This is a genomic window from Sphingomonas sp. SORGH_AS_0879, assembly GCF_030819175.1.
Taxonomy (GTDB): Bacteria; Pseudomonadota; Alphaproteobacteria; order Sphingomonadales; family Sphingomonadaceae; genus Sphingomonas.
On sequence record NZ_JAUTBJ010000002.1, the window covers coordinates 233,340 to 256,653 of the forward strand.

The window sequence follows — 23,314 nt, forward strand, 5'->3', positions numbered from 1 at the left end:
ACGTTCCACGCTACGCCACATAGGTTCGACCCGTGGCCTTAGACTTCGCTCAGGCTGAACGGAGGCTGGGAGGGAGCGCGGTCTTAAAGCTGGTGCCCGGTCCGATCCCGCTTGGTCGCCAGATAGCGTTCGTTGTGCGGATTGGGCGGCAGGCTGTGCGCCACCCGCTCGATCACCCGCACCCCCGCCGCGTTCAGCCCCGCGACCTTGGCCGGATTGTTGGTGAGCAACCGCACCTCGTCCTGCCCCATCAGGGTCAGCATCCGCGCCGCCACGCCGAAATCGCGCGCATCGATCGCGAAGCCCAGCCGCGTATTGGCGTCGACCGTATCGAAGCCCTGATCCTGAAGCTGGTACGCGCGCAGCTTGTTGACCAGCCCGATCCCGCGCCCTTCCTGCCGCAGATAGAGCAATATGCCCCAGCCCGAGTCGGCGATGGCGTGGATCGCGGCATGAAGCTGTGGCCCGCAATCGCATTTCAGGCTGCCCAGCACATCGCCGGTCAGGCACTCGCTGTGCAGGCGCACCAGCGGCGGCGCACCGTTGGGCTGGCCGATGAGCAGCGCGACATGCTCGCCCGCCGCATGGGGGGAGCGGAAGGCGACGATCTCCGCATCCTCGGCCCCCTCGACCGGCAGGCGGGCACGGGTGGCGATGGCGAGTGCCTCGGCATTCTCATGCGCGGCGATGTCGGCCAGCGAAATCTCCGCCTCGACGCCCTCACCCCCGACGAAGAAGGCGGGCAGCATCCCGGCGATCCGCGCGAACCGGATCGCCGCCGCCGCGACCGCCGGGTCGGGAAGGGGCAGGGCGCGGAACGGGCCTTTCAGCGGGGTGGCGAGGTCGAATTGCGGATCGGCCAGCGCCGTCGCGGCGGCAAAATCGACCCAGGGCGCGCGTTCGACCAGCACGGCGGCATCCGGGTCGGCGGCCTCCAACTGGTTGGTCAGCTTCAGCGTCGCGGCGCGCCCCGCCGAGATCAGGACGGGCGCGCGGCCCTCGGGATCGAAGGCCGCCAGGCGTAGCGGGTCCGCCGTCTCGACCGCGAGCAGCGCCTGGCCCTGAATCGCGATCGGCCAGCCCCGGCGCAGCGCATCGATCGCGCGCGCGGCGGCCTTGGCATCGGTGCTCAAAAATCGAATTCCGTCATGATCGGGATATGGTCGGAGGGCTTGAGCCAACTCCGGCACCCCTCGAACACCCGATGCGACACGGCCTTTTCGGCTACGTCCCGCGTCGCCCACATATGGTCCAGCCGCCGCCCGCGATCCGACGCCGCCCAGTCCTTCGCGCGGTAGCTCCACCAGGTATAAAGCCGCTCGGGCGCGGGGATGAAGTGGCGGCCCAGATCGACCCAGTCGTTCGATGCCTGAAGCTTCGCCAGTGTTTCCACCTCGATGGGCGTATGGCTGACCACGTCGAGCAGTTGCTTGTGGCTCCACACGTCCGATTCGAGCGGCGCGATGTTGAAGTCGCCGGTCAGGATCGTCGGGCAGTCGAGCTTGCCCGACCAGTCGATCATCCGGCCGAGGAAATCCAGCTTCTGGCCGAACTTCGGATTCACCGCGCGATCGGGCACGTCGCCGCCCGCCGGAATATAGACATTCTCCAGCCGCACGCCGTTCGGCAGGCGGATGCCGACATGCCGCGCCTCGGCATTGGCCTGCCAGTCCAGACGGTCGTCTTCGGTGATGGGGACACGGGATGCGATGGCGACGCCGTGATGCATCCGCTGGCCATGGATGATGATGTGGTCGTAACCCAGCGACCGGAACAGATCGAAGGGGAAGTCGTCATCGACGACCTTCGTCTCCTGAAGGCACAATATGTCGGGCGCGGCTTCCGTCAGGAATTGCTCGACGATGGCGGCGCGGAAACGCACCGAGTTGATGTTCCAGGAGGCGATTTTCACGGCTGCCGATGTAGCGGTGGGCCGGGGGCGAGACAAGATTGGGCGGCCACCATCCTATTCCGCCCCTGGAAGGGGGGGACCATGCGCAGCATGGTGGAGGGGTGTCCCCGGTTGCGAGTGAGGGTCGCCTGACCGGCGGCGATACCCCTCCGTCAGCGCTACGCGCTGCCACCTCCCCTTGCAGGATTCCTCTGCGAAACGGCTCATTTGTGACAGAGGATCTGGGCGAGGCTTTCGCTGCAGGGATCCGGTACGGGCCTTGGTCAGCTTTGGCTGGCCGGTTTGGAGGGGCAGGATCGCTCCGGCTCAGCCAGCGGCAAGGATGGCGGCGCGTCTGAGATTGTAGATGGTGGCAAAGGCGAGGAAGTCTGCGGCGTTCCGCTCGATCGACAGGCATCTGGTGCGCGCCTTGCCGTAGAGGCGCTTCATGGCGCTGAAGACCGCCTCGACAGGGGCGCGCCGTCTGGCGATGAGGTGGTTGCGCCGGGCCTGCCAGCGCGGCAGCTTTGGCATGTAGCGGTGCCGGCGATGCATGATGCGATCCTTGATCCCGGCCGCCTTCAGGGCCTTGCGACGCGCCTGGCCCTCATAGGCCCGGTCGGCATAGACCGCGCCTTCGTCGCCGCAGACCAGCGCGTCGGCCCGTTCGACATCCTGGACCCTGGCCGAGGTGAAGGCCAGCTTGCGGATCAGGCCCGAGCCCTCGTCCATGCCGATATGGAAGCGGTAGCCGAACACCGGCTTGCCGTCCTTGCGCGTCCAGTCGGCACCCGGCTCCTGGGGGTGCGGATCACCCGGCGCGATCCAGTCCCCGCGCGGGGGCTTGCGGGTCGCCTTGACCACCGAGGCATCAAGGATCGTCCCCCGCCGCAGCACCAGCCCCTGCGCATCCAGCTGCCGGTTGATCTCGGCAAAGCAGCGCTCCAGCACGTCCCCCGCCGCCGCCGCCGCGCGAAACCGGCACAGCGTCGTCTCGTCCGGCGTGCCGCCATCCAGCGCAAAGCCGCAGAACCGCCGGAACGACAGCCGGTCGAGCAGCGCCTCCTCCAGCCCGGGGTCCGACAGATCATACAACGCCTGCAGATACAGCGCCTTGACCATCGCCAGCGGCGCATAGGGCGGTCGACCCGTCCGACCCTGCCGCAGCGGCGACACCAGCGGCTCCAGCCGGCTCCAGTCGATCAGCCGCTCGATCCCCGACAGCTTCGCATTCGATCCCAAGCGCGGATCCATCAACGCTTCCACCAGCGATCGCTGCTCGACCATCACCATGCCCTCCTGCCCGCACAGTGAATCACTCAACCATCCTCATTGCCAGACGTTTCGCAGAGGAATCCTGCAAGGGGAGGAATGAGGGGAAAACGGAAAGGCCCCCGCTCCGGGGGCATGGAACGAGGGCCGACCTAGCGTTCGTCACGCAGGCGGGGAGAGGGGGCTCGTCCGAGCAACAGGGGGGAATCTCGAAGGCCCCTCAACCGCAACCCCCTGATAGGGCAGCGAACCTGTCGCTCGGATGAATGAAATGGCCCGCCGGCGTTCAGTTTCGCGTCGGCCCCCTCCGGGGATCGTTGAATCGGAACGCTTTGTCGTCCACCGGCACCCCGAATCGCTGATTGGACAGACGAATGGTGGTCCGGCTGTTCTGGCTGTCCAGCGCGACCCAGCCCTGCATCATCAGCCCGCCCGGCGCGGCGGGATCGCGGGCGAAGACCAGGGTGATCTTGCCATATTCGGGATGCTTGGGATCGTTCGCCTCGACCGAGACCAGCCGTGAATCGGCGCTGGGCACCACCTTGGCATAGCGGCCGATATCGCGGCTGGGATCGAGCAGCACGCCCAGCGGCGAGTTCTTGATCGGCCAGCGCTGCTTCTGTCCGACCGAATAATCGAGGAACCACAGGCTGCCGCCATCCGCGACGATCAGCAGCGGCACGCCCTTTTCATATTGGAAGCGGATCTTGCCCGGCTTCTTCATGGTCAGCGTGCCGGTCAGCACCTTGCCCGCCCGGTCGGTCTGGGTGAAATCGGCGGTCATCGTCTGGACGGATTGCAGGTGACGCTGCACCGCCGCCAGGTCGCCTCCGGCCTGGGCCAGCGCGGGGAGGGGGGCGGCGACCATCGCCATGGCGGTCGGCGCCAACAGGGCGGACGCCACAATCGAACGGATCATATCAAACTCCTTTGGCCCGTCCGTCATGCGTCGGGTCTATTGAACGGGTCGTGAATCGCGGGCGCTACAGGGTGAAGGCGGCCTTCATCCCCAATATGGTGGCGTCGTCGGCTTGCGAATAGCCGCCGGGGTGATGGACGAACTGGAGGTTGGGGCGCATCTCCAGCCATTGGGCGGGGTGGATACTGTAATAGACCTCCGCCGCATATTCCGACCCCTGTACCGCCGGGCGGGTGGGATCGAGCCTCTGACCATCCGCCACGCGGCCGTTCACATGGGTCCGCGCCACGCCGATGCCCAGCACGTCGCCCGGCACGGCGGGAACCAGCCCCTTGTAGAATAGTCCGGCGGCGATCTGGTTATCGGTGACGCTGGTCGCGCGATCGGCCTGGGTCGCGTTGAGGAAGACGCTCAGCCCGTTCTCCGCCTTGCCGTCCTTGGTTTCGCCGGTCAGTTGCTGCTGGATATTGACGTACACGCCATAGCGGCTGGTCCGCTCCAGCGGCGCCAGGCCGGTGATCGCGATGGGGCGGCGGTTGATGTCGAGGAAGACGTCCGCCGCATCCGCCGTCGCGACCCAGCCGCCCAGCTTGTACGACCCGATCTTGCCGGCACTGGCATTGCGGATCCAGCCGATCTCTGCGGGGATCAGCACGCCGGTCGCACCCTTGAAATGGCCGATGAAGAAGTCGGTATCCAAGTTGCGCGGATTGATCTCATAGACCGCGCCCTGGACATACAGGTCGTCGTGCGGTTCGTAGCGCAGCCGCGCGCCCCATTGGCTGACCGGCCAGTTCTGCCAATAGTCGCCGACCAGATTGCCCGGCTGTGCCCCGCAAAAGCTCAAGTTCATGAAGTGGCAGGAGAAGATGGCGAAATCCTCGCCCGGATTGGTGCGGCCCAGTTTCAGTTCGAACCGCTCGCCCAGCCGCTGCTCGTACCAGAATTGGGTCAGGCGCAGCGTCTGGCCGCGACCATAGACCTCCTGCACCTGTTGCAGCGTGCCGAGCGCGGCGTCGTCGCTGAGGTTGCGGCCCCGGCGATAGGTGAGGGTGGCCTGGAACGCGCCGCCCTTCAGCCCGAAGACCTTCTCCAGATCGAACAGCGCGCCCGCGTCGAACTGCCCCGTCTCGCGCAACAACGTCTTGCGCCCGCCGGTGAGGTTGGCGGCACTTTCCGAGGCATAGCGGGCGGTGACGGTGATCCCGCGCTCGTTCAGCCGCGTGCGGATCTTGTGCCAGTCGCCGATGATCCCGGGCGGCGGCGTCCGCCGGGTGTCGGCGGTGATCGCCGAGGGCGCGCTGTCGGACGGGCGGACGGCGCGGCGGCGGGCGGGGGTGCGCTGCGTATCGCCGGCGGCGGCATCGGGCGTGACGCGGGCGGCGGTGGGGACGGGATCGGTGGTCTGCTGCGGCGACAGGGGTGCGGCGAGCAGCAGTGGTGCCCAGCCCCAGATCATCGCCATCGCCTTAACCCCCTTTTACCCGTCGCTTTTCGTTGCGGACGGCAAACGATCGGAAGGGCAAAAGGTGCCGTAAACGTCAATCCTCCCCGGCATGGGGAGGGCGACCAGCGAAGCTGGTGGAGGGGGATCGCCACACAGGCCGTCCTATGGGGAAGCCCCCTCCGTCAGGCCTGCGGCCTGCCACCTCCCCGTACCGGGGAGGAATAGGTCATCCCTGCTCCGCCGCGCGAACCTGGTCGATATAATCGCCATATCCCTCCGCCTCCATCTCCCCCAGCGGCACGAAGCGAAGCGAGGCGGAGTTGATGCAGTAGCGCAGGCCGCCGCGATCGCGCGGGCCGTCGGGAAAGACATGGCCCAGATGGCTGTCGCCATGCGCCGAGCGGACTTCGGTGCGGACCATGCCGTGCGTCGTGTCGCGCAATTCGTTGACATGCGCGGGCTCGATCGGCCGCGTGAAGCTGGGCCAGCCGCAATGCGAATCGAACTTGTCGGCGGAGGCGAAGAGCGGCTCGCCCGAGACGATGTCGACATACAGGCCCGGCTCGCGCGTGTGGAGATATTCGCCGGTGCCGGGGCGCTCGGTGCCGCTCTGCTGGGTCACATAATATTGTTCGGGCGTCAGCTTCGCGAGGGCTTCCTCGGTCTTGGCATAGCGGGTGTCGGCCATGGGACTTCCTTTCCGGCTCAGGCTTGGGCGGCGATCTGGCGCAGCGCCTGTTCGAACGCTTCGGGCGGTTGCCCACCCGAGATCAGGTAACGATTGTCGATAACGATGGCGGGCACCGATTGGATGCCGCGCCCCTGCCACAGCCGCTCGGCCTCGCGGACCTCGGCGGCATAGCGGTCGGAGGACAGGATCGCGCGGGCCTCGCCCTCGTCCAGCCCGGCGCGGGTCACGGCGGCGACCAGCACGTCGTGATCCGCGATATTCTCGCCGCGCGTGAAATAGCTGTCGAACAGCGCATGCTTCAGTTCCGCCTGTCGCCCCTCGATCCCGGCCCAGTGGAGCAGCCGATGCGCGTCGAAACTGTTATAGATGCGCGACGTATCGCCCATCGCCATGGTGAAGCCGACCGAGGCCGCTCGCTCGCGGATCGTCGCGCGGGTGGCGGCGGACTGTTCGGGCGTGGCGCCATATTTGCGGCCGATATGCTCGACGATATTCTCGCCCTCCGGGACCATCGCCGGGTTCAGTTCGAAGGGCTGGAAATGGATGTCCGCCTCCACCGTGTCGCCCATCCGGTCGAGCGCGGTTTCCAGCCCGCGCAGGCCGATGACGCACCAGGGGCAGGAGACGTCGGAGACGAAGTCGATACGGATCGGACGGGACATGCAGGGTCCTGGATGATGCGGCCGGGCCGCGAACGCCTCGCTTATGTGGGAGGGGCTCTGCCGCCCTGCAACCGGCGGAACATCGCGCCATGGCGGCGGCTTTTGCATCGGAGCACTTTGCAGCAAGGACCGCGCCGGATAGCAGCATCGGGCCAGTTCAAGAGGGATATGCCAGAATGACCAGAACAGTCCTCGTCACCGGTGCGACCGCCGGAATCGGTGCGGCGACGGCGCGCGCCTTCGTCGCCAGCGGATGGCGGGTGATCGGGACCGGCCGCCGCGCCGACCGGCTGGAGGCGCTGGCGGGCGAGTTGGGCGGGGCCTTTCATCCGCTCGCCTTCGACATCACCGACGAGGATGCGCTGGACGCGGCGCTGGCGGGATTGCCGCCCGAATTCGCCGGGATCGACCTGCTGATCAACAATGCCGGGCTCGCGCTCGGCACCAAGCCCGCCCAGGACAGCGATCTGGCCCAATGGCGGACGATGATCGCGACCAATATCGATGGCCTCATCACCATTACCCACCGCTTGCTGCCCCGCCTGATCGAGCGGCGCGGGGGGATCATCAACCTGTCCTCGGTGGCGGCGAACTACCCCTATACCGGCGGCAACGTCTATGGCGGGACCAAGGCGTTCGTGAAGCAATTCTCGCTGAACCTGCGCGCCGACCTGCATGGCAAGGGGGTGCGCGTCACCTCGATCGAGCCGGGCATGGTCGAGACCGAGTTCACCACCATCCGCACCGGCGGCGACCGGGCGGCGTCGGACGCGCTCTATGCGGGATCGAACCCGATGACGGGGGAGGATATCGCCGCGACGCTGCTCTGGGTGGCGGAACTGCCGCCGCATCTCAACATCAACCGGCTGGAGTTGATGCCGGTCAGCCAGTCCTTCGCGGGCTTCCAGGTCGCGCGAGAAGGGTAAGCCGTCAGAGCGGTCGGTGCATCACCAGCGCATCGACCGGCCCCAGCGCCGGGTGTCGGAACGCCCCCGGCACCCGCCCGACCGTTGTGAAGCCCAGCGCCGTCCACAGATGCACGGCGGCGGCGTTGCTGCTCACCACGAAATTGAACTGCATCGCGGAGAACCCCCGCGCGCGGGCTTCGTCGAAGGAATGCAGCGCCATCGCCCGTGCGACGCCTTTCCCCCGTGCGACGGCGGCGGTCATATATCCCGCATTGGCGACATGATCCCCGCCGCCCGCCTGATTGGCGCGGATATAATAGGTGCCGAGGATCGCGCCGTCCTCCTCCGCCACGAAGACCGTCTTGTCCGCACCGAACCAATAGGCGAGCGCGGCCTCCCCGGTCATGTCGCGGTCGAGCGCATAGGTCTCCCCTGCGCGGATCACCGGTAGAATGATCGCGGCGATGGCGGAGGCGTCGACGGGGAGGGCGGGGCGGATATTCATGAGGGCAGGATAAAGCCGGACAGATGGATTTGCGACCATCGACAGTTCGGAACGAGGCTTCGCACTGGTAGCATGGTCGTCGGATAGCGGTCGGGAGAGGGCGGATGACGACAGGTATCACCGGGTTGAACCACATCACGCTTGCCGTTTCCGATCTGGACCGGGCAGTGACCTTTTACCGCGACGTTCTGGGATGTGACCTGCGCGCGCGGTGGAGGGATGGGGCCTATCTGGAGGCCGGTTCGCTCTGGCTTTGCCTGTCCCATGACGTACAGGCGCACCCGTCACCGCGGCCTGACTACACCCATGTCGCTTTTGCGGTTCCAGCGGATAATTATGCCGCGCTGAGGACCCGCCTGTTGGCGACATGCCCGATCTGGAAGGACAATGCGAGCGAGGGGGCTTCGACCTATTTCCTCGATCCTGACGGACATCAGCTCGAAATTCACGTCGGGACGCTCGAATCGCGATTGCGCTACTATCGCGATCATCCCGAAAAAGGCGTCGAACTTTTCGATGACAGATCGCGCGAACAAGATCGCTGCATCTGATTTTGGGAAGCGCCGCTTTGCGACGAAGGCGGTTCCTGTAAGAACCGCTGGAGCGGGCGAAGGGATTCGAACCCTCGACCCCAACCTTGGCAAGGTTGTGCTCTACCCCTGAGCTACGCCCGCTCTGGCGTTCCGAACCGGCGAACCGGCTGGGGTGAGGCGCGCTAATAGATGTGGGTTTTCGAACCGGCAAGCCCTTTTTTTAGAATTTTTCCGACTGGCGGCTTCTCGTTGAGAACATTACAAGAACAAATATGGAGGAGCCCTTCGCCCTGATCGACCGACTGCGCCGCGCCGCCGCTTTGGCGAGCGAGGCGGCGCGCGGGGTGGAGGGGATGGCGGAGGATGGTCTGTCCAGTCTGGCGCGGGCACAACTTCATGAGATTCATACACTTTCCCAGGAGGATGCGGCCAGCGGCGCGGGCTTTGCCATGGGGTGCGTGCTGGCGGCGGCGGCGCGACCGTTGCTGTGGCTGCGCACCGAATCCGCCGAGAGGGAAGGTGGGCGACTCCATGGGCCGGGGCTGGTCGCGATGGGGCTGGACCCCGCCGATCTGGTCGTGGTGGTGGTCGCCGACGATGCCGCCTTGCTGCGCGCGGCGGCGGATGGCGCGCGCTGTCCGGGGCTGGGCACGGTGATCGCGGAGGGCTGGGGGGCGATGCGGGGCTATGACCTCACCGCTTCGCGCCGGTTGATGCTGTCGGCCGAAGCCTCGGGCGTGCTGATGATCCTGCTGCGTGTCGGCGGTCAGGCGGTGCCGAGTGCCGCCGCGACCCGCTGGGCGGTCGCGCCCGCCCCGTCGCGCGCGCTGGCCGCCGATGCGCCGGGCGCCCCCGCCTATGACCTGGAATTGCTGCGTCGACGGGGAGGGCCCGCCGGTGCCCGTTGGCGCGTGGAGTGGAACCGTGACACGCAAAGCTTCGATCCCGCGCCGCTATCTGGCGCTCGTCTTCCCCTGGTTGCCGATCGAGCGGCTGCGGGCCCGCCGCCCGCATCTGTTCGTCGCGCGCGATGACGCGCCGATCGCCTTTGCCGAATCGGTCGGCGGCGCGATTCGGATCGCCGCGCTGGATAAGGAGGCGGTGGCGGCGGGGCTGTCGGTCGGGCTGACGCTCGCCGATGCGCGGGCGCGGGTGCCGGAGATCGAGGTGTTCCCGCACGATCCCGCCGCCGATGCCGACTGGCTGGAGCGGCTGGCGGAGGGGGCACGGCGTTACAGCCCGGCGGTGGCGCTCGACCCGCCACAGGGACTGGTGCTGGACAGCGCGGGGGCGGATCACCTGTTCGGCGGCGAGCGCGGGCTGGCCGAGGATATCGAGACGCGGATGGCCAGGCGCGGGATCACCGTGCGGCTGGCTTATGGCGACACCCCCGAGGCGGCGCGGGCGCTGGCGCGTCATGCGGGTGCCCCGGCTCCGGACGAGATGGGGGCGATCCGCCGCCTGTCCGTGGCCGCGCTGGAACTGGACGCGGATGCGACGGCGGCGCTGGTCGCGGCGGGGTTGAAGTCGGTCGGCGACGTGCTGGCGCGACCGATGGCGGCGATCGCGGCGCGTTTCGGGCGCGAGGCGGCAACGGCGCTGCGGCGACTGACCGGCGAGGAGGAGAGCCCGCTGACCCCGCGCGTGGTGGCCGCCCCGATCGGGGTGGAGCGCCGCTTTGCCGAGCCGGTGGCCAGGACCGAGCATATGCTGGCGGTGCTGGAGGACCTGGCGGGGGAGGCGGCACGCGCGCTGGAGGAGCGGCATGAGGGTGGGCGGCGCTGGGACGCGCGGCTGTTCCGTGCGGATGGCGAGGTGCAGGGCCTGCGCGTCGAGACGGGGCAGCCGACCCGGGATCCGACGGTGCTGCTGCGGCTGTTCCGCGAGCGGATCGAGGCGCTGACCGATCCGCTCGACCCCGGTTTCGGATACGACCTGATCCGATTGGACGTCGGGCTGGCCGAGAAGCTGGACGCGGTCCAGTTGCGGCTGGAGGGGGGAGAGGCCAAGTCGGAGGCGGTGGCGGCGCTGATCGACCGGCTGGGCACCCGGCTGGGGCGCGAGAGGGTGCGGCGAATCCATCCGCGCGACAGCCATATTCCCGAACAGGCCGAGTTGCTGCTGCCCGCGACGCAGGATGCGCCCTGCGCCGAATGGTCCCGACCCGAACCGGGCGAGCCGCCGCTGCGGCCCATCCACCTGTTCGACCCGCCCCAGCCGATCGAGTCGCTCGCCGCCGAGACGCCCGACGGACCGCCTGCGCGCTTTCGCTGGCGGCGGAAACTGCATGACGTGGCGCGCGCCGAAGGGCCCGAGCGGATCACGGGCGAATGGTGGCGGCGGGCGGACATGACGCCGCCCACGCGCGACTATTACCGGGTCGAGGATGTGCGCGGGCGGCGCTTCTGGATCTTCCGCCATGGCCTCTACAGCGAGACCGAGCGGCCCCGCTGGTATGTCCACGGCCTGTTCGCGTGAACAGCGCCAAAATTCCTCCCCTGCAAGGGGAGGTGGCAGGGCGAAGCCCTGACGGAGGGGTGTCCCCGGTCGCGGGGTTCCCGATCCTCGCTGGCGGGGACACCCCTCCACCATGCTGCGCATGGTCCTCCTCCCCTTACAGGATTCCTCTGCAAAACTCCCGCCAGCACCATCCCGGCGAAGGCCGGGACCCAGTTGCGGGACGATTGTAAATGCCTCTCATCGCTTGCAAACTGGACCCCGGCCTCCGCCGGGGTGGTCGATGTTCATGGGGGGCGTCCCGACTTTCGCAGAGGAATCCTTACAGGGGAGGAAGGGGTTAAGTGTCTGCCCAACCCCGCTTCGCCGAACTGGTCGCGGCCACGCATTACTCCTTCCTGGACGGTGCGAGTCCGGCGGAGGACATGGTCAAGCGCGCCATTGTCCTGGGGCTGGACGGCTTGGGCATCGCCGACCGCAACACCGTGGCGGGGGTGGTCCGTGCGCATCGGGCCTTGCGGGAAATCCGCGAGGAACTGGGCGAGCGAATGCCGTCCTTCGAACTCGTCGTCGGCGCACGGCTGGTCTTTGCCGACGGCACGCCGGACATCGTCGCCTATCCGATCGATCGTCGCGGGTGGGGGCGGCTGACCCGGTTGCTCACACTGGGTAACAAGCGGGCGAAAAAGGGCGGCTGCATCCTGGGGCTGGGCGATCTGGCCCGCCATGCCGAGAATCTGCTGCTGATCGCGCTACCCCAATCCTCCGCTCGCCCCTTCGAGCCGATGCCGGAAGCGATGCTGCCCCCGCGCCGTGCCGATCCGGGGCTGGCGGCGACGCTCGACCGGTTGGCGGCGGTGGCGCCGGGGCGGGTCTGGCTGGGCGTCACCATGCCGCGATCGGGCGCGGACCGGCGGCGGCTGGCGGCCTGGGCGGCGCTGGCGGAGGGGCGGGGTGTGCCGCTGCTGGCGACCACCGACGCGCTGTTCGCCACGCCCGCCGACCGACCGGTACAGGATATACTGACCTGTATCCGCGAAGGACTGACCATCCGCAGTGCCGGACGGCGGCTGGCGGCGAATGCGGAGCGGCATCTGAAGCCCGCCGCCGAGATGGTGCGGCTGTTCGCCGATCGACCGGAGGCGGTGGCGCAGAGCATCGCGATACTCGACCGGATTGAATTCCGTCTGGAGCATCTGTCCTACGAATATCCCCATGAGCCGGTGCCCGAGGGTTGGGAGGCGCAGGACTGGCTGGAGGAACTGGTCCGGCGGGAAGCGGCGGTGCGCTATCCGGATGGCGTTCCGGCCCAATTACGGACCCTGCTGGACAAGGAACTCGCGCTGATCCGCCAATGCGGATACGCCCATTATTTCCTGACCGTGCACGACGTGGTGCGATACGCACGCAGCCTGGATCCGCCCATTCTCTGCCAGGGGCGGGGGTCGGCGGCCAATTCGGCGGTATGCTGGATATTGCACGTCACCTCGGTCGATCCGACCCGTTACGACCTGCTCTTCTCCCGCTTCGTCTCGGCGGAACGGGGAGAGCCGCCCGATATCGACATCGATTTCGAGCATGAGCGGCGCGAGGAGGTGATCCAGTATATCTACAACCGCTATGGCCGCCACCGCGCCGCCATCGCCGCGACCGTCATCCATTACCGCCCGCGCAGCACGGTGCGCGAGGTCGGGCGCGCGCTGGGGCTGAGCGAGGATGTGACGCAAAGGCTGACCAGCACCGTCTGGGGCAGCTTTTCCAAGCAGTTCGAGGAGAAGCGTTTCCACGAAACCGGCTTTTCCCCCGATAACCCGGAGATCGCCCGGCTCCGCACCCTGGTCGACCGGCTGCTGGGCGCGCCGCGCCATTGTGTCGCAGCATGTCGGCGGCTTCGTGCTGACCCAGGGGCGGCTCGACGAGACGGTGCCGATCCATAACGGCGCGATGGAGGGGCGGACCTTCATCGAATGGGACAAGGACGATATCGACGAACTGAAGATCATGAAGGTCGATATCCTTGCGCTGGGTATGCTGACCTGCATCCGCAAGGCGTTCGACCTGATGGACGCGAACGGCTTCGCGCGCCCGACCCTCGACGATCTGGCGCAGGACGAGGACGACCGCGTTTACCGGATGCTGCAAAAGGGCGACAGCATCGGTGTGTTCCAGGTGGAAAGCCGTGCGCAGATCAACATGCTGCCCCGGCTGAAGCCGCGCGAGTTCTACGATCTGGTCGTGCAGGTGGCGATCGTCCGGCCGGGGCCGATCGAGGGCGACATGGTCCACCCCTATCTCCGCCGCCGGGCGAAGAAGGAGGCGGTCAGCTTTCCGTCTCCCAAACATGGCCCGGCGGACGAGTTGTACCAGTTGCTCCACAAGACCTATGGCGTGCCCTTGTTCCAGGAACAGGCGATGAAGCTGGCCATCACGGCGGCCGGATTCACGCCCGACGAAGCCAACCAGCTCCGCCGTGCCATGGCGACGTTCCGCAATGTCGGCACCATCCAGAATCTGCGCGAGAAGATGGTCGGCGGCATGGTCAGGCGGGGCTATGAACCCGATTTCGCCGAACGCTGTTTCAAGCAGATCGAGGGGTTCGGGTCATACGGTTTTCCCGAAAGCCATGCGCTGTCCTTCGCGCGGCTGGTCTATGTCTCGGCCTGGCTGAAATGCCATCAGCCCGCGATTTTCACCTGCGCGCTGCTGAATGCGCAGCCCATGGGCTTCTACGCCCCCGCCCAACTGGTCCGCAACGCGCGTGAGAATGGCCGGGTCGATGTGCGGCCGGTCGATGTGAATTTCAGCGGTTGGGACAATCGGCTGGAGCGGCGGGAGGACGGCGCGCTCGCGCTGCGACTGGGTTTTCGGCAGGTCGACGGGTTTCGGGAAGGCTGGGGCGAGGCGATCGCCACCCACGCGCCCTATGAGACGATCGAGTCGGTCGCGATCCGGGGGCGTCTCCCCCGCCGCGCGCTCGATCTGTTGGCACAGGCGGATGCCTATCGCTCGCTGGGGCGCGGGCGGCGCGAGGGGCAGTGGGAGGCGCGGCGGATGAAGTCGGCGCAACTGCCTTTGTTCGCCGCGATGGAGGCCCCTGAAATGGCTGCCGAGCCGCCCGTGACCCTGCCGCCCATGTCACCATCGGAGCAGGTGACGGCGGATTACCGTGTCACCCGCCTGTCGCTGAAGGGCCATCCCATGGCCTTCCTGCGCAGCGAACTGGCGGCGGAGGGGGTGCTGTCCGCCGCCGATATCGGGAATTTGCGCGACGGGCGGCGGGTGAAGGTGGCGGGGGTGGTGCTGGTCCGCCAGAGGCCGGGCAAGGGCAATGCGATCTTCGTCACGATCGAGGACGAGACGGGGATCGTCAACGCGCTGCTCTGGGCCCGCGATTTCGAGGCGAACCGGCGGGCGGTGATGGCGTCGCGGCTGATGCTGATCCACGGCGTCGTCCAGCGCAGCGAAGAGGGGGTGGTGCATGTGATGACCGCCGGGGTCGAGGATCGCAGCGCGATGCTGGCCCGGCTGGAGGATGTTCCCCCCGCGCCGACCCGCTCGCACGATCCGCGCGGAGCCCCCGCCCAGCGCGGCGTGCATCCGCGCGACGTCCGGCTGCTGCCCCGTTCGCGGGATTTCCATTGAGCGGGGAATTGGGGGCCGGGCATGGCGATTTCTGCGATGGTCCTATCCTGGGGGACTTGTGCCCACCCCCCGCCATGCCATATTTTACACCATCATGGCCCTGAACAGCGACCTTCTCACCCATCCTCTGGGAATGACCGGCAATGGGCCGGGGCGTGGGCCCGGCCAGGGCCCCGACCATGGGGATGACGACGGCAACGGTCTGGGCGTCGCGACTCGCACCCGGACGCGCACCAAGCAGCCGACGCCGTACCGCGTCCTGATGCTCAACGACGACTACACGCCGATGGAATTCGTCGTGCTGTGCCTCCAGCGCTTTTTCCGGATGAGCATGGACGACGCGACCCGCGTGATGCTGCACGTCCATCAGCGCGGCGTGGGGGTGTGCGGCGTCTTCTCCTACGAAGTCGCCGAGACCAAGGTGGCGCAGGTCATCGACTTCGCCCGCGCCAACCAGCACCCTTTGCAGTGTACGCTGGAAAAGGCGTGAAGCGCGCCGTTCCTCCTCGTATCGGGGAGGATCAGCGCGCGGGCGGCAACCAGCTGAGGTCCAGCCCGGCGAAGCGGTCGATATAGCCCGACTCCTGCACCAGCCGCTCTTCGTCCAGCAGGAACACCCGGCCGCCCTCGCGCTTGATGAGGCCTTCATCCTCCAGCAGGCGGAGCATCCGGTTCACATGCACGGCGGTCAATCCGATCGCGTCGCCCATCTCCTCCTGGGTCAGCCCCCGGCGTGAAGGATGTGCCGACCGTCATCCCCGCCTGACGCATCTGGCCGCGTAGCGACAGCAGCAGCGTCGCCACCCGCGCGCGGGCCGCGGTGCGGCCCAGCCCGGCCAGCCGATCGGTGGTGACGACCCGTTCGATCTGGTTGAGCACCAGGATCAGGCTGAACAGGCGGGGGTGATCGGTCGCCAGCCGGGTCATGTGCGACCGGTCGAAGGAACACACCACCGCGTTCGACACCGCGACGATCGTATCAGGCGACCGGCCATAGACCAGGGTGGACATGGCGAAGAGGTCGCCCGGAAACAGGAAGCGTACGATCTGGCGGCTGCCGTCGTCGAGCAGGACATAGCACATCAACATGCCCTGCAGCACGATGGACAATTCCTCGGTACGGGACCGCTCGTTCATCAGGACCAGGCCGCGCCGTATCGATCGTGGCTTGTCTTCCATCCGCGACAGCGCGTCGCGCTCGGCCGGGGTCAGGTCGACCCATTTGTTCAGGCGATCAGCAAGGCCGAAATTTGACACTGACACTCCATCCCCCGACTGGGAAAGGTGCCTTAGCCACGGAGGATATGAACCTGCATTAATATCGATCAACCAGTGCTTTGACCGCGTAACAATCGGCAACAATCCTGCACTGGCGTGACGATTCGCATGCGATTCGGCGATGTCCGACCCTTGGCGGTGGCGCGCGGGTCCGCTAGGGAGCGGAATCTATGGACCGTATCCTCATTCGCGGCGGCAACCGGCTGTCGGGTCGCCTGAAGATCTCGGGCGCGAAGAACGCCGCGCTCACCCTGATGCCCTGCGCGATCCTGACCGACGAGCCGGTCACGCTGCGCAACCTGCCGCGTCTGGCCGATGTCGACGGGTTCGGCCATCTGCTCAACCAGATCGGCGCCTCGACGCGGATCGAGGGGACGCGTCCGGAGGATTTCGGCCGGGTCATGACGATCCGCGCGGGCCAGCTTTTCTCGACCGAGGCGCCCTATGACATCGTGCGCAAGATGCGCGCGTCGATCCTGGTGCTCGGCCCGATCCTGGCGCGGATGGGCGAGGCACGGGTGTCGCTGCCCGGCGGCTGCGCGATCGGCAACCGTCCGATCGACCTGCACCTGAAGGCGCTGGAGGCGCTGGGCGCGGAGATCGAACTGACCGCCGGTTACGTCAAGGCGAGTGCGCCGGGCGGGCGGCTGCCGGGTGGGCGCTATACCTTCCCCGTCGTGTCGGTCGGCGCGACCGAAAACGCGCTGATGGCCGCCGTCACCGCCAAGGGCACGTCGGTATTGGGCAATGCGGCGCGCGAGCCCGAGATCGTGGATCTGTGCCGGTTGCTGATCGCCATGGGCGCGCGGATCGACGGGGTCGGCACCGAGACGCTGACCATCGAGGGTGTCGAACGGCTGCACGGCGCGACCTATTCGGTGATGCCCGACCGGATCGAGGCGGGCTCCTACGCCTGTGCCGCCGCGATCACCGGCGGCGATCTGGAACTGGTGGGTGCCTGTGCCGAGGATATGCGCGCCACGCTGTCCGCGCTAGCCGAAGCGGGCGTGACGGTCGAGGAAGGCCGCGATGCGATCCGGGTGAAGGCCGATGGCCCGCTCCAGCCGCTGACCCTGTCGACCGCGCCCTATCCGGGCTTCGCCACCGACATGCAGGCGCAGTTCATGGCGATGCTGTGCATGGCGCAGGGGACCAGCACCCTGACCGAGACGATCTTCGAGAATCGGTACATGCACGTGCCCGAACTGGCGCGGATGGGCGCGGATATTCAGGTCCATGGCCGCACCGCGATGGTGAAGGGCGTCGAGCGGCTGACCGGCGCGCCGGTGATGGCGACCGACCTGCGGGCCTCGATGAGCCTGATCCTGGCGGGCCTGGCCGCCGAGGGTGAGACCTCGGTCAGTCGCGTCTATCACCTGGATCGCGGCTACGAGCGCTTGGAGGAAAAGCTGTCGGCGGTCGGCGCGGATATCGAGCGCGTCGGCGACTGACCAATCCTCCCCATGGGGAGGTGGCAGGCCGAAGGCCTGACGGAGGGGGGCTTCCTCATAGCGTCCCTGATGGCAATCCCTCTCCCCGCGCCGGGGAGGATGTTCACGTCACCAGTCGCTTCAGCGTCTCCACCCGATCCGCCTCGGCGGCGGGCTTGTCGGTGCGGATGCGCGCGATCCGGGGAAAGCGCATCGCGACCCCCGATTTGTGCCGCTTCGATTCGTGGATCGAGTCGAACGCGATCTCCAGCACCAGGGTCTTTTCCACCTCGCGCACCGGGCCGAAGCGATGGACGGTGTGCGCGCGGACAAACCGATCCAACTGGCGCAATTCCTCGTCGGTGATCCCCGAATAGGCCTTGCCGACCGGCAGCAACTCGCCCTCCTCGGTCCAGCAGCCGAAGGTATAGTCGCTATAATAGCTCGAACGCCGACCATTGCCGCGCTGGGCGTACATCATCACGCAATCGGCGGTCAGCGGATCGCGCTTCCATTTGTACCACAGGCCGACGCGCCGCCCGCCGCTATAGGGCGAATCGCGCCGCTTGAGCATCACCCCCTCGATCGCGGCATCCCGTGCCGTCGCCCGCAGGGCCTCCAAGGCGGTGAAGTCCTCCGCCTCGATCACCGCGCTGATGTCGAACCGATCGGGGTCGAGCCTGGCCGAGAACGCCTCCAGCCGCTGGCGTCGCTCGGTCCAGGGGAGGGCGCGGACATCCTCCGTCCCGTCGACAAGAATGTCGTAGAGCCGGACGAAGGCGGGATAATCGGCCAGCATCTTCGCCGACACCGTCTTGCGCCCCAGCCTTTGCTGGAGCGCGTTGAAGCTGGCGGCACCCCCGCCATCCTCCAGCGTGCCGCCCTGATGCTCGCCCTTGACCAGCAACTCGCCATCCACCGCCCCCACCGCATCGAAGGCGATGGCGACATCGGGAAAGGCGTGGGTCACGTCATCGCCGGTGCGGCTATAGAGCCGGGTGTGCCCCGCGACATGGACGATCTGCACCCGGATGCCGTCCCATTTCCATTCGGCGGCATAGTCGGTCAGGTCGACCCGCAAATCCTCCAGCGGATGCGCGAGCATGAAGGGGCGGAAGACCGGCACATCGGCCGGCGTCGGCTGCGCGCCCTTGCCCTCGCCCCAGGCGAAGAGTTCGGCATAAGGCGGGGACAGGCCATGCCACACCTCCTCCACCGCCTCGACATCCAGCCCGAAATGCTGGGCAAAGGCGGTCTTGGCAAGCCGCGCGGACAGGCCGATGCGCAGGCCGCCGGTCGCCATCTTGAGCAGCGCGAACCGCTCCTCCGCCGTCAGCCGGTCGAGCATGTCGGCCAGCACGGCGGGCGCGTCGGAGCGCGACAGGTGCCGCAACCGCTCCACCACCGCGCTGACCGACAGCGGTTCGGGATCGAGCGACCGGTCGGGCGCGGGCCAGAGCAGGGCGACCGTCTCCGCCGTGTCGCCGACATAGTCGCGGCTCATGCGGAAAAGGACGGGATCGACCCGCTGCTCGATCAGTGCGCGGATGACCGCAGGCTTGACGCCGGGCAGGTCGAGATCGCCGGTCAACGCCGCCATCGCCCAACCCCGGTCGGGATCGGGCGTGGCGGCGAGGTAATCCGCGACCAGTTTCAGCTTGGCGTTGCGCGATCGCGTATAGATCAGCGCGTCGAGCAGCCCCGCGAATTCGCGCACCGGCGGATCAGTCGATCGCGTTCTTCACCGACTTGCCTGCGACGAGGCCCAGCACCAGGAAGATCACGAACAGCGCGATCGCGATGAAGAACAGGATCTTGGCGATCCCGACGAACGCCCCGCCGATCCCGCCGAAGCCGAGCGCGCCGAGGATCAACCCGACGACGAGGAATGTGATGGCGAGTTTAAGCATGGGGGCATCCTTCCGATCTGATGGGGGATCAACAGGCCAGACGGGTTGGTGTTCCGGTTACGAATGAGGTGCCGGATCAGGGATGCGGATGGGGCATGGCCCTAGATTCGAAAAAGGGCATGTGCTCCGTCCCATCGCGGTATCGAAACCGGCATGGGACGCAGGTGCAGCATTGCCTTAATGTATTGATTTGGTGCATCTTTCGCCGAGAGGGGGCGGTGACCACCTGCTCACGGGGGATATTCATGACAACTCGGCGCCAATTCCTAATCGGGGCGGCTGCTTTCTCGTGCGCGGGCTGCGTGATCGAAGGCGGGAATGAACCGCTGCCGCAACCGACACCCACCCCCACCCCGATGCCGACCCCGGTCGCTACGCCGGTCTATATGCTGGCGACCAAGGATGGGTCAGTCGGACAGACCTATTCCGCGCCGCAGGGGCTGACCGGGGTTCAATGGTTCCGGGAAACGCTGACGCCCGATCGGACGCGCACGGCGATCGCGGGTGCGTCGGGGGCCACCTATGTCGCGACGGCGGAGGACATCGGCACGCGCCTGGTCGCGGTGGGCACGATGAACGGACAGCCGAGCGTGGCCGCGGCGCTGGCGGTGGTGCTCGACATTCCCGTGCTGCTCGAAGGTTTCGACACGGCGGGCGGATTCACCGCCACCAACGAGGCCCTGCTCGGCAACCGTTCGGCCCTGGCGCAGGGCAGCGGCGCGGTGGAGATGCAGGGAACCGGATCGCGCCTGGGCGGGCCGGGGTTGCGCAAGTCCGACATCGGCTATCACGATCCTGTCCGGTTCGGCACCATCGCGCAGTTCGTCGACCTGGGATGGGACCCGATCTATGGCACCGCCACCGGCTTCGACCTGACATTGTCGCGGAACGGGCAGGAGTTTCGCGCGCCGGAGCCGCTTCTGGCGCCGCTCTATCAGACACCGCAGCCGCTGTTCTTCGGCACGATGTGGGGCTCGGTCCATTCCAGCGAGATCGTGGGGCTGCAAAGTGCGGGTGCCGGGCGATTCGGCATGGCGAACAGCGTGACGACGCAGGTGCCCGACGCGCCCCGCATTGGCGTAGACGCGCTGGTGGCGCGGGCCGGTGGGCGCCCGACCATCGTCATCGGCTTCGACGACATATTGCGCACCCAATATACCGAGGCCTTCCCCTATATGCGGGCGCGCAACGTCAAGGGCGGCTTCCACGTTGCCCCCGGCCTGATCGGCGGGCAGAACAGGATGACGCTCGCCCAGCTTCGCGAAATGTATGACGCGGGTTGGGACTGTTATCTGAACGGCAGCTATGACGACATTCTGATGACCGACCATCCGACGGTGGCGGCGGCCTTGGCGGACCTGCAAAAGGTGCGCGACTGGGCACAGGCCAATGGAATGCCGCGCGGCAACGACTTCTGCTGCTATCCCAATGGCCGCTACCATGTCAGCCCCACCCGGCCGCGCACCTTCTCCGCCAGGACCTATGGTACGCGCATCGCCACCATGTCGGACACGACGGGGATTCGTCCCGGAATGTTCGTCGGCGGCTATAACGTGCCCACCGGAACGACCGTTATCAGCGTGGACAGCGCGACCCAGATCACGCTCAGCACCGAGGTCGTCGCGCAGGTCAAGGCGTTCAACTTCAACGACCTGTCGAGCGAGTTTTCCTATACCAAGCTGCCGCTCGCGCTGAAGGCCGCCGGATACAAGATGGCGCGGACGACGCAGGGGCGGGGAAGCTGGCTGTCACGCTTCGGCATTCCCGATCGCGGCGGCATCCTGGCGCCCGCCAACGCCACGTCGAATCAAAGCCTGGAACAGCTGAAGGCCGATATCGACCTGACCATATTGCGGGGCGAAACCTCGGAATTCTACATCCATGGCCTTGCCGAGAACGCGGCCGGGCAGACCGATCCGGCGAAGTTCCGGGGGCTGATCGATCATATCGTCGCACGGCGCGACGCGGGGCAGCTCGATGTGCTGACCAAGACCGAATTGTGGATGCGGGACGGGAATTCCTCGCTTCCGATCTGACCCGCACAAAAAAGGCCCCGGCTTTCACCGGGGCCTTTCCTTTATCGACCGGCCCGAACCCTCAGCCCTTGCGGCCCGCCTCGAACAGGAACCAGGCGCGTTCCTCGGCCTGGTCGGTCCATTCGTCGACGATGCCGCTGGTGGCATTGTCCTTGGCCTCTTCGGCGGCGTCCTTCACCGTGCGGAAGCGTTCGACCAGCTTCAGATTGTCGTCGCGCAGTTCGACCAGCATGTCGGCGGCGGACACGAAGTCGCGATCATTGTCGACGATCGTCTGGCGGCGCGCGATGTCGCCGATCGAGCGCAGCGTGACGTTGCCGGTCTTGCGCACCCGCTCGGCGATGGCGTCGGTCACGCCCAGTATCTGAGTCGCCTGATCGTCGAGCATCAGGTGATAGTCCCGGAAATGCGGGCCTGAGACGTGCCAGTGGAAATTTTTGGTCTTCAGGTACAGTGCATAGCAATCGGCCAGCGCGCCGTTCAGCGCATCGGCGACGCTGGCGGTCGCGTTGCGGTTCAGATCGGTCGGCGTATCGAGCGCCGGATTGGTATCGGACATGGACATGCTCCCGCTGTCTGGAATCGTTGCGTAAACGATCCGATGACGAAATAGCTCCGCCGCGTCCATGTACAAAGCCCGGCCTCACTGATCGATGCTCTAGATCAGTTCTTTCACCGACAGTCCGATCACCACACCGGTCAGCACCATGATCGCCCCCAATGCCAGGCGGAGGGCACGCAACGGCAGGCGACGCCATGCCCGCTCGCCCATCAGCATCGCGGGCAGCATCGCACCCGCCAAGCCGATCAGCGCGCCGGGCAGGGCGGCCCAGGGCAGGGGCGAGCGGGCGGCGGCGGCCGCCACGACCAACAACCCCGAATCGGCGAACAGGATCGCGCCACCGAAGATCACCGCCCCCCCGAACGCGCCCAGCCGGGGCCGCCCATAGGGGTTGGTGGGTCGGGGTATGCGCCCCATCATCCCGATTCCCGTTACGACCAGCGCGATCGCCAGCAACAGGCCATGCGTCTCCGGCATGAATTGCGGGGCGAGCAGGATGCCAATCCGGATCGCCCCGGCGGCCAGCGCCGCCTGCGCCAGCATCAATCCGGCCAGCACCGTCGGCGTCTTTCCGCTTCGGTCCACCAGTTGCGCCGCCAACAGGCTCAATCGTCCGCCGGTCTGTCCCGCCAGGGTCGCGACCAGGACCAGCATGAAAGCGTCCATCAGGCCGCCAGTCGCACCGAACAGGCTTCCGCGAATCGGTTGGCGGCCTCCAGATCCTGTCGTTCGCTGGCGACCGCCTCGGTCAGCATCGCGAACCAGCCATGGACGGGCACCGGCCCGTCGCCGCGCATCAGCGCCCGGTCGATGAAGTGGGTCACCGTCACCGCCGGGGCCAGGCCATGGGCATGGGCAAGCTGGCGAATGGCCTCGATACCGCCCAGCAGATCGGCGGCCGGGGTATAGGGCGCGCGCACGTCGAGCGCGGCGATCCGGGCCCAAAGCTGATCCCGTATCTCCGCCGCCGTGTCCCGGTCGGGCGATTCGCCCTGACTCATCGTTTCATGCCCACCCGGCCCCGCACGCATGCCGCGTCATGGGCTGTTTGAACCTGCCGATATAGCGCCATAGGCGTAAAGAGGGGCTTAAATCAGGCGTCATACTTGACTCGGCGGGCCGGTTGGGCCATGCGCCGCCCTTATATAGCGGCGGCTCCGGCTGCCGCTTT

At 67.1% G+C, this 23,314-nt stretch carries 22 protein-coding genes, 1 tRNA gene and 1 pseudogene; 8 read left to right on the forward strand and 16 right to left on the reverse strand.

What is annotated here, in order from left to right:
• Positions 1-83: 83 nt before the first annotated feature.
• The 7 genes from ribA to QE379_RS01735 form a co-directional block, all read right to left on the reverse strand.
• Positions 84-1,133 (reverse strand): GTP cyclohydrolase II, encoded by a 1,050-nt coding sequence (ribA, locus tag QE379_RS01705; protein WP_306997237.1) that lies wholly within the window; start codon positions 1,131-1,133, stop codon positions 84-86.
• Positions 1,130-1,912, reverse strand: a complete 783-nt coding sequence (locus tag QE379_RS01710) for an exodeoxyribonuclease III (RefSeq protein ID WP_306997239.1) — start codon at positions 1,910-1,912, stop codon at positions 1,130-1,132. The genes ribA and QE379_RS01710 overlap by 4 nt, the downstream gene beginning before the upstream one ends.
• Before the next feature lie 306 nt (positions 1,913-2,218).
• A complete protein-coding gene (locus tag QE379_RS01715; protein ID WP_306997241.1) occupies positions 2,219-3,214 on the reverse strand; it encodes an IS5 family transposase in 996 nt (331 codons plus the stop codon).
• Between the two features lie 235 nt (positions 3,215-3,449).
• Entirely contained in the window at positions 3,450-4,082 is a 633-nt protein-coding gene (locus QE379_RS01720; RefSeq protein WP_306997243.1) for an outer membrane lipoprotein carrier protein LolA, read from the reverse strand.
• A 64-nt stretch (positions 4,083-4,146) separates the two neighbouring features.
• Entirely contained in the window at positions 4,147-5,547 is a 1,401-nt protein-coding gene (locus QE379_RS01725; protein ID WP_306997245.1) for a carbohydrate porin, read from the reverse strand.
• Between the two features lie 208 nt (positions 5,548-5,755).
• Positions 5,756-6,217 carry a peptide-methionine (R)-S-oxide reductase MsrB gene (gene msrB / locus QE379_RS01730; RefSeq protein WP_306997248.1) on the reverse strand — a complete coding sequence of 154 codons (462 nt, stop codon included), beginning with the start codon at positions 6,215-6,217 and terminating at the stop codon, positions 5,756-5,758.
• Positions 6,218-6,234: 17 nt separating this feature from the next.
• The gene (locus QE379_RS01735; RefSeq protein WP_306997250.1) at positions 6,235-6,882 is read right to left on the reverse strand and encodes a DsbA family oxidoreductase; all 648 of its coding nucleotides are present in this window, start codon (positions 6,880-6,882) and stop codon (positions 6,235-6,237) included.
• Between the two features lie 176 nt (positions 6,883-7,058).
• On the opposite strand from QE379_RS01735, the gene QE379_RS01740 reads away from it, so the two are divergent.
• Entirely contained in the window at positions 7,059-7,808 is a 750-nt protein-coding gene (locus QE379_RS01740) for an SDR family NAD(P)-dependent oxidoreductase (RefSeq protein ID WP_306997252.1), read from the forward strand.
• Between the two features lie 4 nt (positions 7,809-7,812).
• Here the strand turns inward: QE379_RS01740 and QE379_RS01745 are convergent, their stop codons facing one another.
• Positions 7,813-8,295 carry a GNAT family N-acetyltransferase gene (locus QE379_RS01745; RefSeq protein ID WP_306997254.1) on the reverse strand — a complete coding sequence of 161 codons (483 nt, stop codon included), beginning with the start codon at positions 8,293-8,295 and terminating at the stop codon, positions 7,813-7,815.
• A gap of 104 nt (positions 8,296-8,399) precedes the next feature.
• On the opposite strand from QE379_RS01745, the gene QE379_RS01750 reads away from it, so the two are divergent.
• Positions 8,400-8,846 (forward strand): VOC family protein, encoded by a 447-nt coding sequence (locus QE379_RS01750; protein ID WP_306997256.1) that lies wholly within the window; start codon positions 8,400-8,402, stop codon positions 8,844-8,846.
• 48 nt (positions 8,847-8,894) lie between these two features.
• Here the strand turns inward: QE379_RS01750 and QE379_RS01755 are convergent.
• Positions 8,895-8,969, reverse strand: a tRNA-Gly gene (locus QE379_RS01755).
• A gap of 131 nt (positions 8,970-9,100) precedes the next feature.
• Between QE379_RS01755 and QE379_RS01760 the strand changes: the two genes are divergently transcribed.
• The 4 genes and pseudogenes from QE379_RS01760 to clpS all read left to right on the forward strand — a co-directional run bounded on the left by QE379_RS01760 (position 9,101) and on the right by clpS (position 15,417).
• Positions 9,101-9,862 carry an ImuA family protein gene (locus tag QE379_RS01760; RefSeq protein ID WP_306997258.1) on the forward strand — a complete coding sequence of 254 codons (762 nt, stop codon included), beginning with the start codon at positions 9,101-9,103 and terminating at the stop codon, positions 9,860-9,862.
• Positions 9,753-11,306, forward strand: coding sequence for a DNA polymerase Y family protein (locus QE379_RS01765; RefSeq protein ID WP_306997260.1), 1,554 nt, complete (start codon positions 9,753-9,755; stop codon positions 11,304-11,306). The genes QE379_RS01760 and QE379_RS01765 overlap by 110 nt, the downstream gene beginning before the upstream one ends.
• Before the next feature lie 404 nt (positions 11,307-11,710).
• Positions 11,711-14,927: pseudogene (locus QE379_RS01770) on the forward strand (error-prone DNA polymerase).
• A 133-nt stretch (positions 14,928-15,060) separates the two neighbouring features.
• Positions 15,061-15,417 carry an ATP-dependent Clp protease adapter ClpS gene (gene clpS / locus QE379_RS01775; RefSeq protein WP_261268654.1) on the forward strand — a complete coding sequence of 119 codons (357 nt, stop codon included), beginning with the start codon at positions 15,061-15,063 and terminating at the stop codon, positions 15,415-15,417.
• Between the two features lie 31 nt (positions 15,418-15,448).
• Here the strand turns inward: clpS and QE379_RS01780 are convergent, their stop codons facing one another.
• The gene (locus QE379_RS01780; protein ID WP_306997262.1) at positions 15,449-15,637 is read right to left on the reverse strand and encodes a helix-turn-helix domain-containing protein; all 189 of its coding nucleotides are present in this window, start codon (positions 15,635-15,637) and stop codon (positions 15,449-15,451) included.
• A complete protein-coding gene (locus QE379_RS01785) occupies positions 15,573-16,184 on the reverse strand; it encodes a Crp/Fnr family transcriptional regulator (RefSeq protein WP_306997264.1) in 612 nt (203 codons plus the stop codon). Before QE379_RS01785 ends, QE379_RS01780 begins: the two co-directional genes overlap by 65 nt.
• Positions 16,185-16,375: 191 nt before the next feature.
• Between QE379_RS01785 and murA the strand changes: the two genes are divergently transcribed.
• The gene (gene murA / locus QE379_RS01790) at positions 16,376-17,656 is read left to right on the forward strand and encodes a UDP-N-acetylglucosamine 1-carboxyvinyltransferase (RefSeq protein WP_306997266.1); all 1,281 of its coding nucleotides are present in this window, start codon (positions 16,376-16,378) and stop codon (positions 17,654-17,656) included.
• Positions 17,657-17,759: 103 nt separating this feature from the next.
• Here murA and QE379_RS01795 read toward each other — a convergent pair whose 3' ends face one another.
• Both QE379_RS01795 and QE379_RS01800 read right to left on the reverse strand, forming a co-directional pair.
• Positions 17,760-19,352 carry a cisplatin damage response ATP-dependent DNA ligase gene (locus tag QE379_RS01795; protein ID WP_306997268.1) on the reverse strand — a complete coding sequence of 531 codons (1,593 nt, stop codon included), beginning with the start codon at positions 19,350-19,352 and terminating at the stop codon, positions 17,760-17,762.
• A 7-nt stretch (positions 19,353-19,359) separates the two neighbouring features.
• A complete protein-coding gene (locus QE379_RS01800) occupies positions 19,360-19,545 on the reverse strand; it encodes a DUF1328 domain-containing protein (protein ID WP_007407044.1) in 186 nt (61 codons plus the stop codon).
• A 356-nt stretch (positions 19,546-19,901) separates the two neighbouring features.
• Between QE379_RS01800 and QE379_RS01805 the strand changes: the two genes are divergently transcribed.
• A complete protein-coding gene (locus QE379_RS01805; RefSeq protein WP_306997270.1) occupies positions 19,902-21,581 on the forward strand; it encodes a hypothetical protein in 1,680 nt (559 codons plus the stop codon).
• A gap of 61 nt (positions 21,582-21,642) precedes the next feature.
• Here QE379_RS01805 and QE379_RS01810 read toward each other — a convergent pair whose 3' ends face one another.
• From QE379_RS01810 to QE379_RS01820, 3 genes are all read right to left on the reverse strand, one after another.
• Entirely contained in the window at positions 21,643-22,140 is a 498-nt protein-coding gene (locus tag QE379_RS01810) for a Dps family protein (RefSeq protein WP_373461705.1), read from the reverse strand.
• Between the two features lie 99 nt (positions 22,141-22,239).
• On the reverse strand, positions 22,240-22,809 hold the full coding sequence (locus QE379_RS01815; RefSeq protein ID WP_306997273.1) for a hypothetical protein: 570 nt from the start codon (positions 22,807-22,809) through the stop codon (positions 22,240-22,242).
• A complete protein-coding gene (locus tag QE379_RS01820) occupies positions 22,809-23,144 on the reverse strand; it encodes a hypothetical protein (RefSeq protein ID WP_267435729.1) in 336 nt (111 codons plus the stop codon). Before QE379_RS01820 ends, QE379_RS01815 begins: the two co-directional genes overlap by 1 nt.
• Between the last annotated feature and the right edge of the window lie 170 nt (positions 23,145-23,314).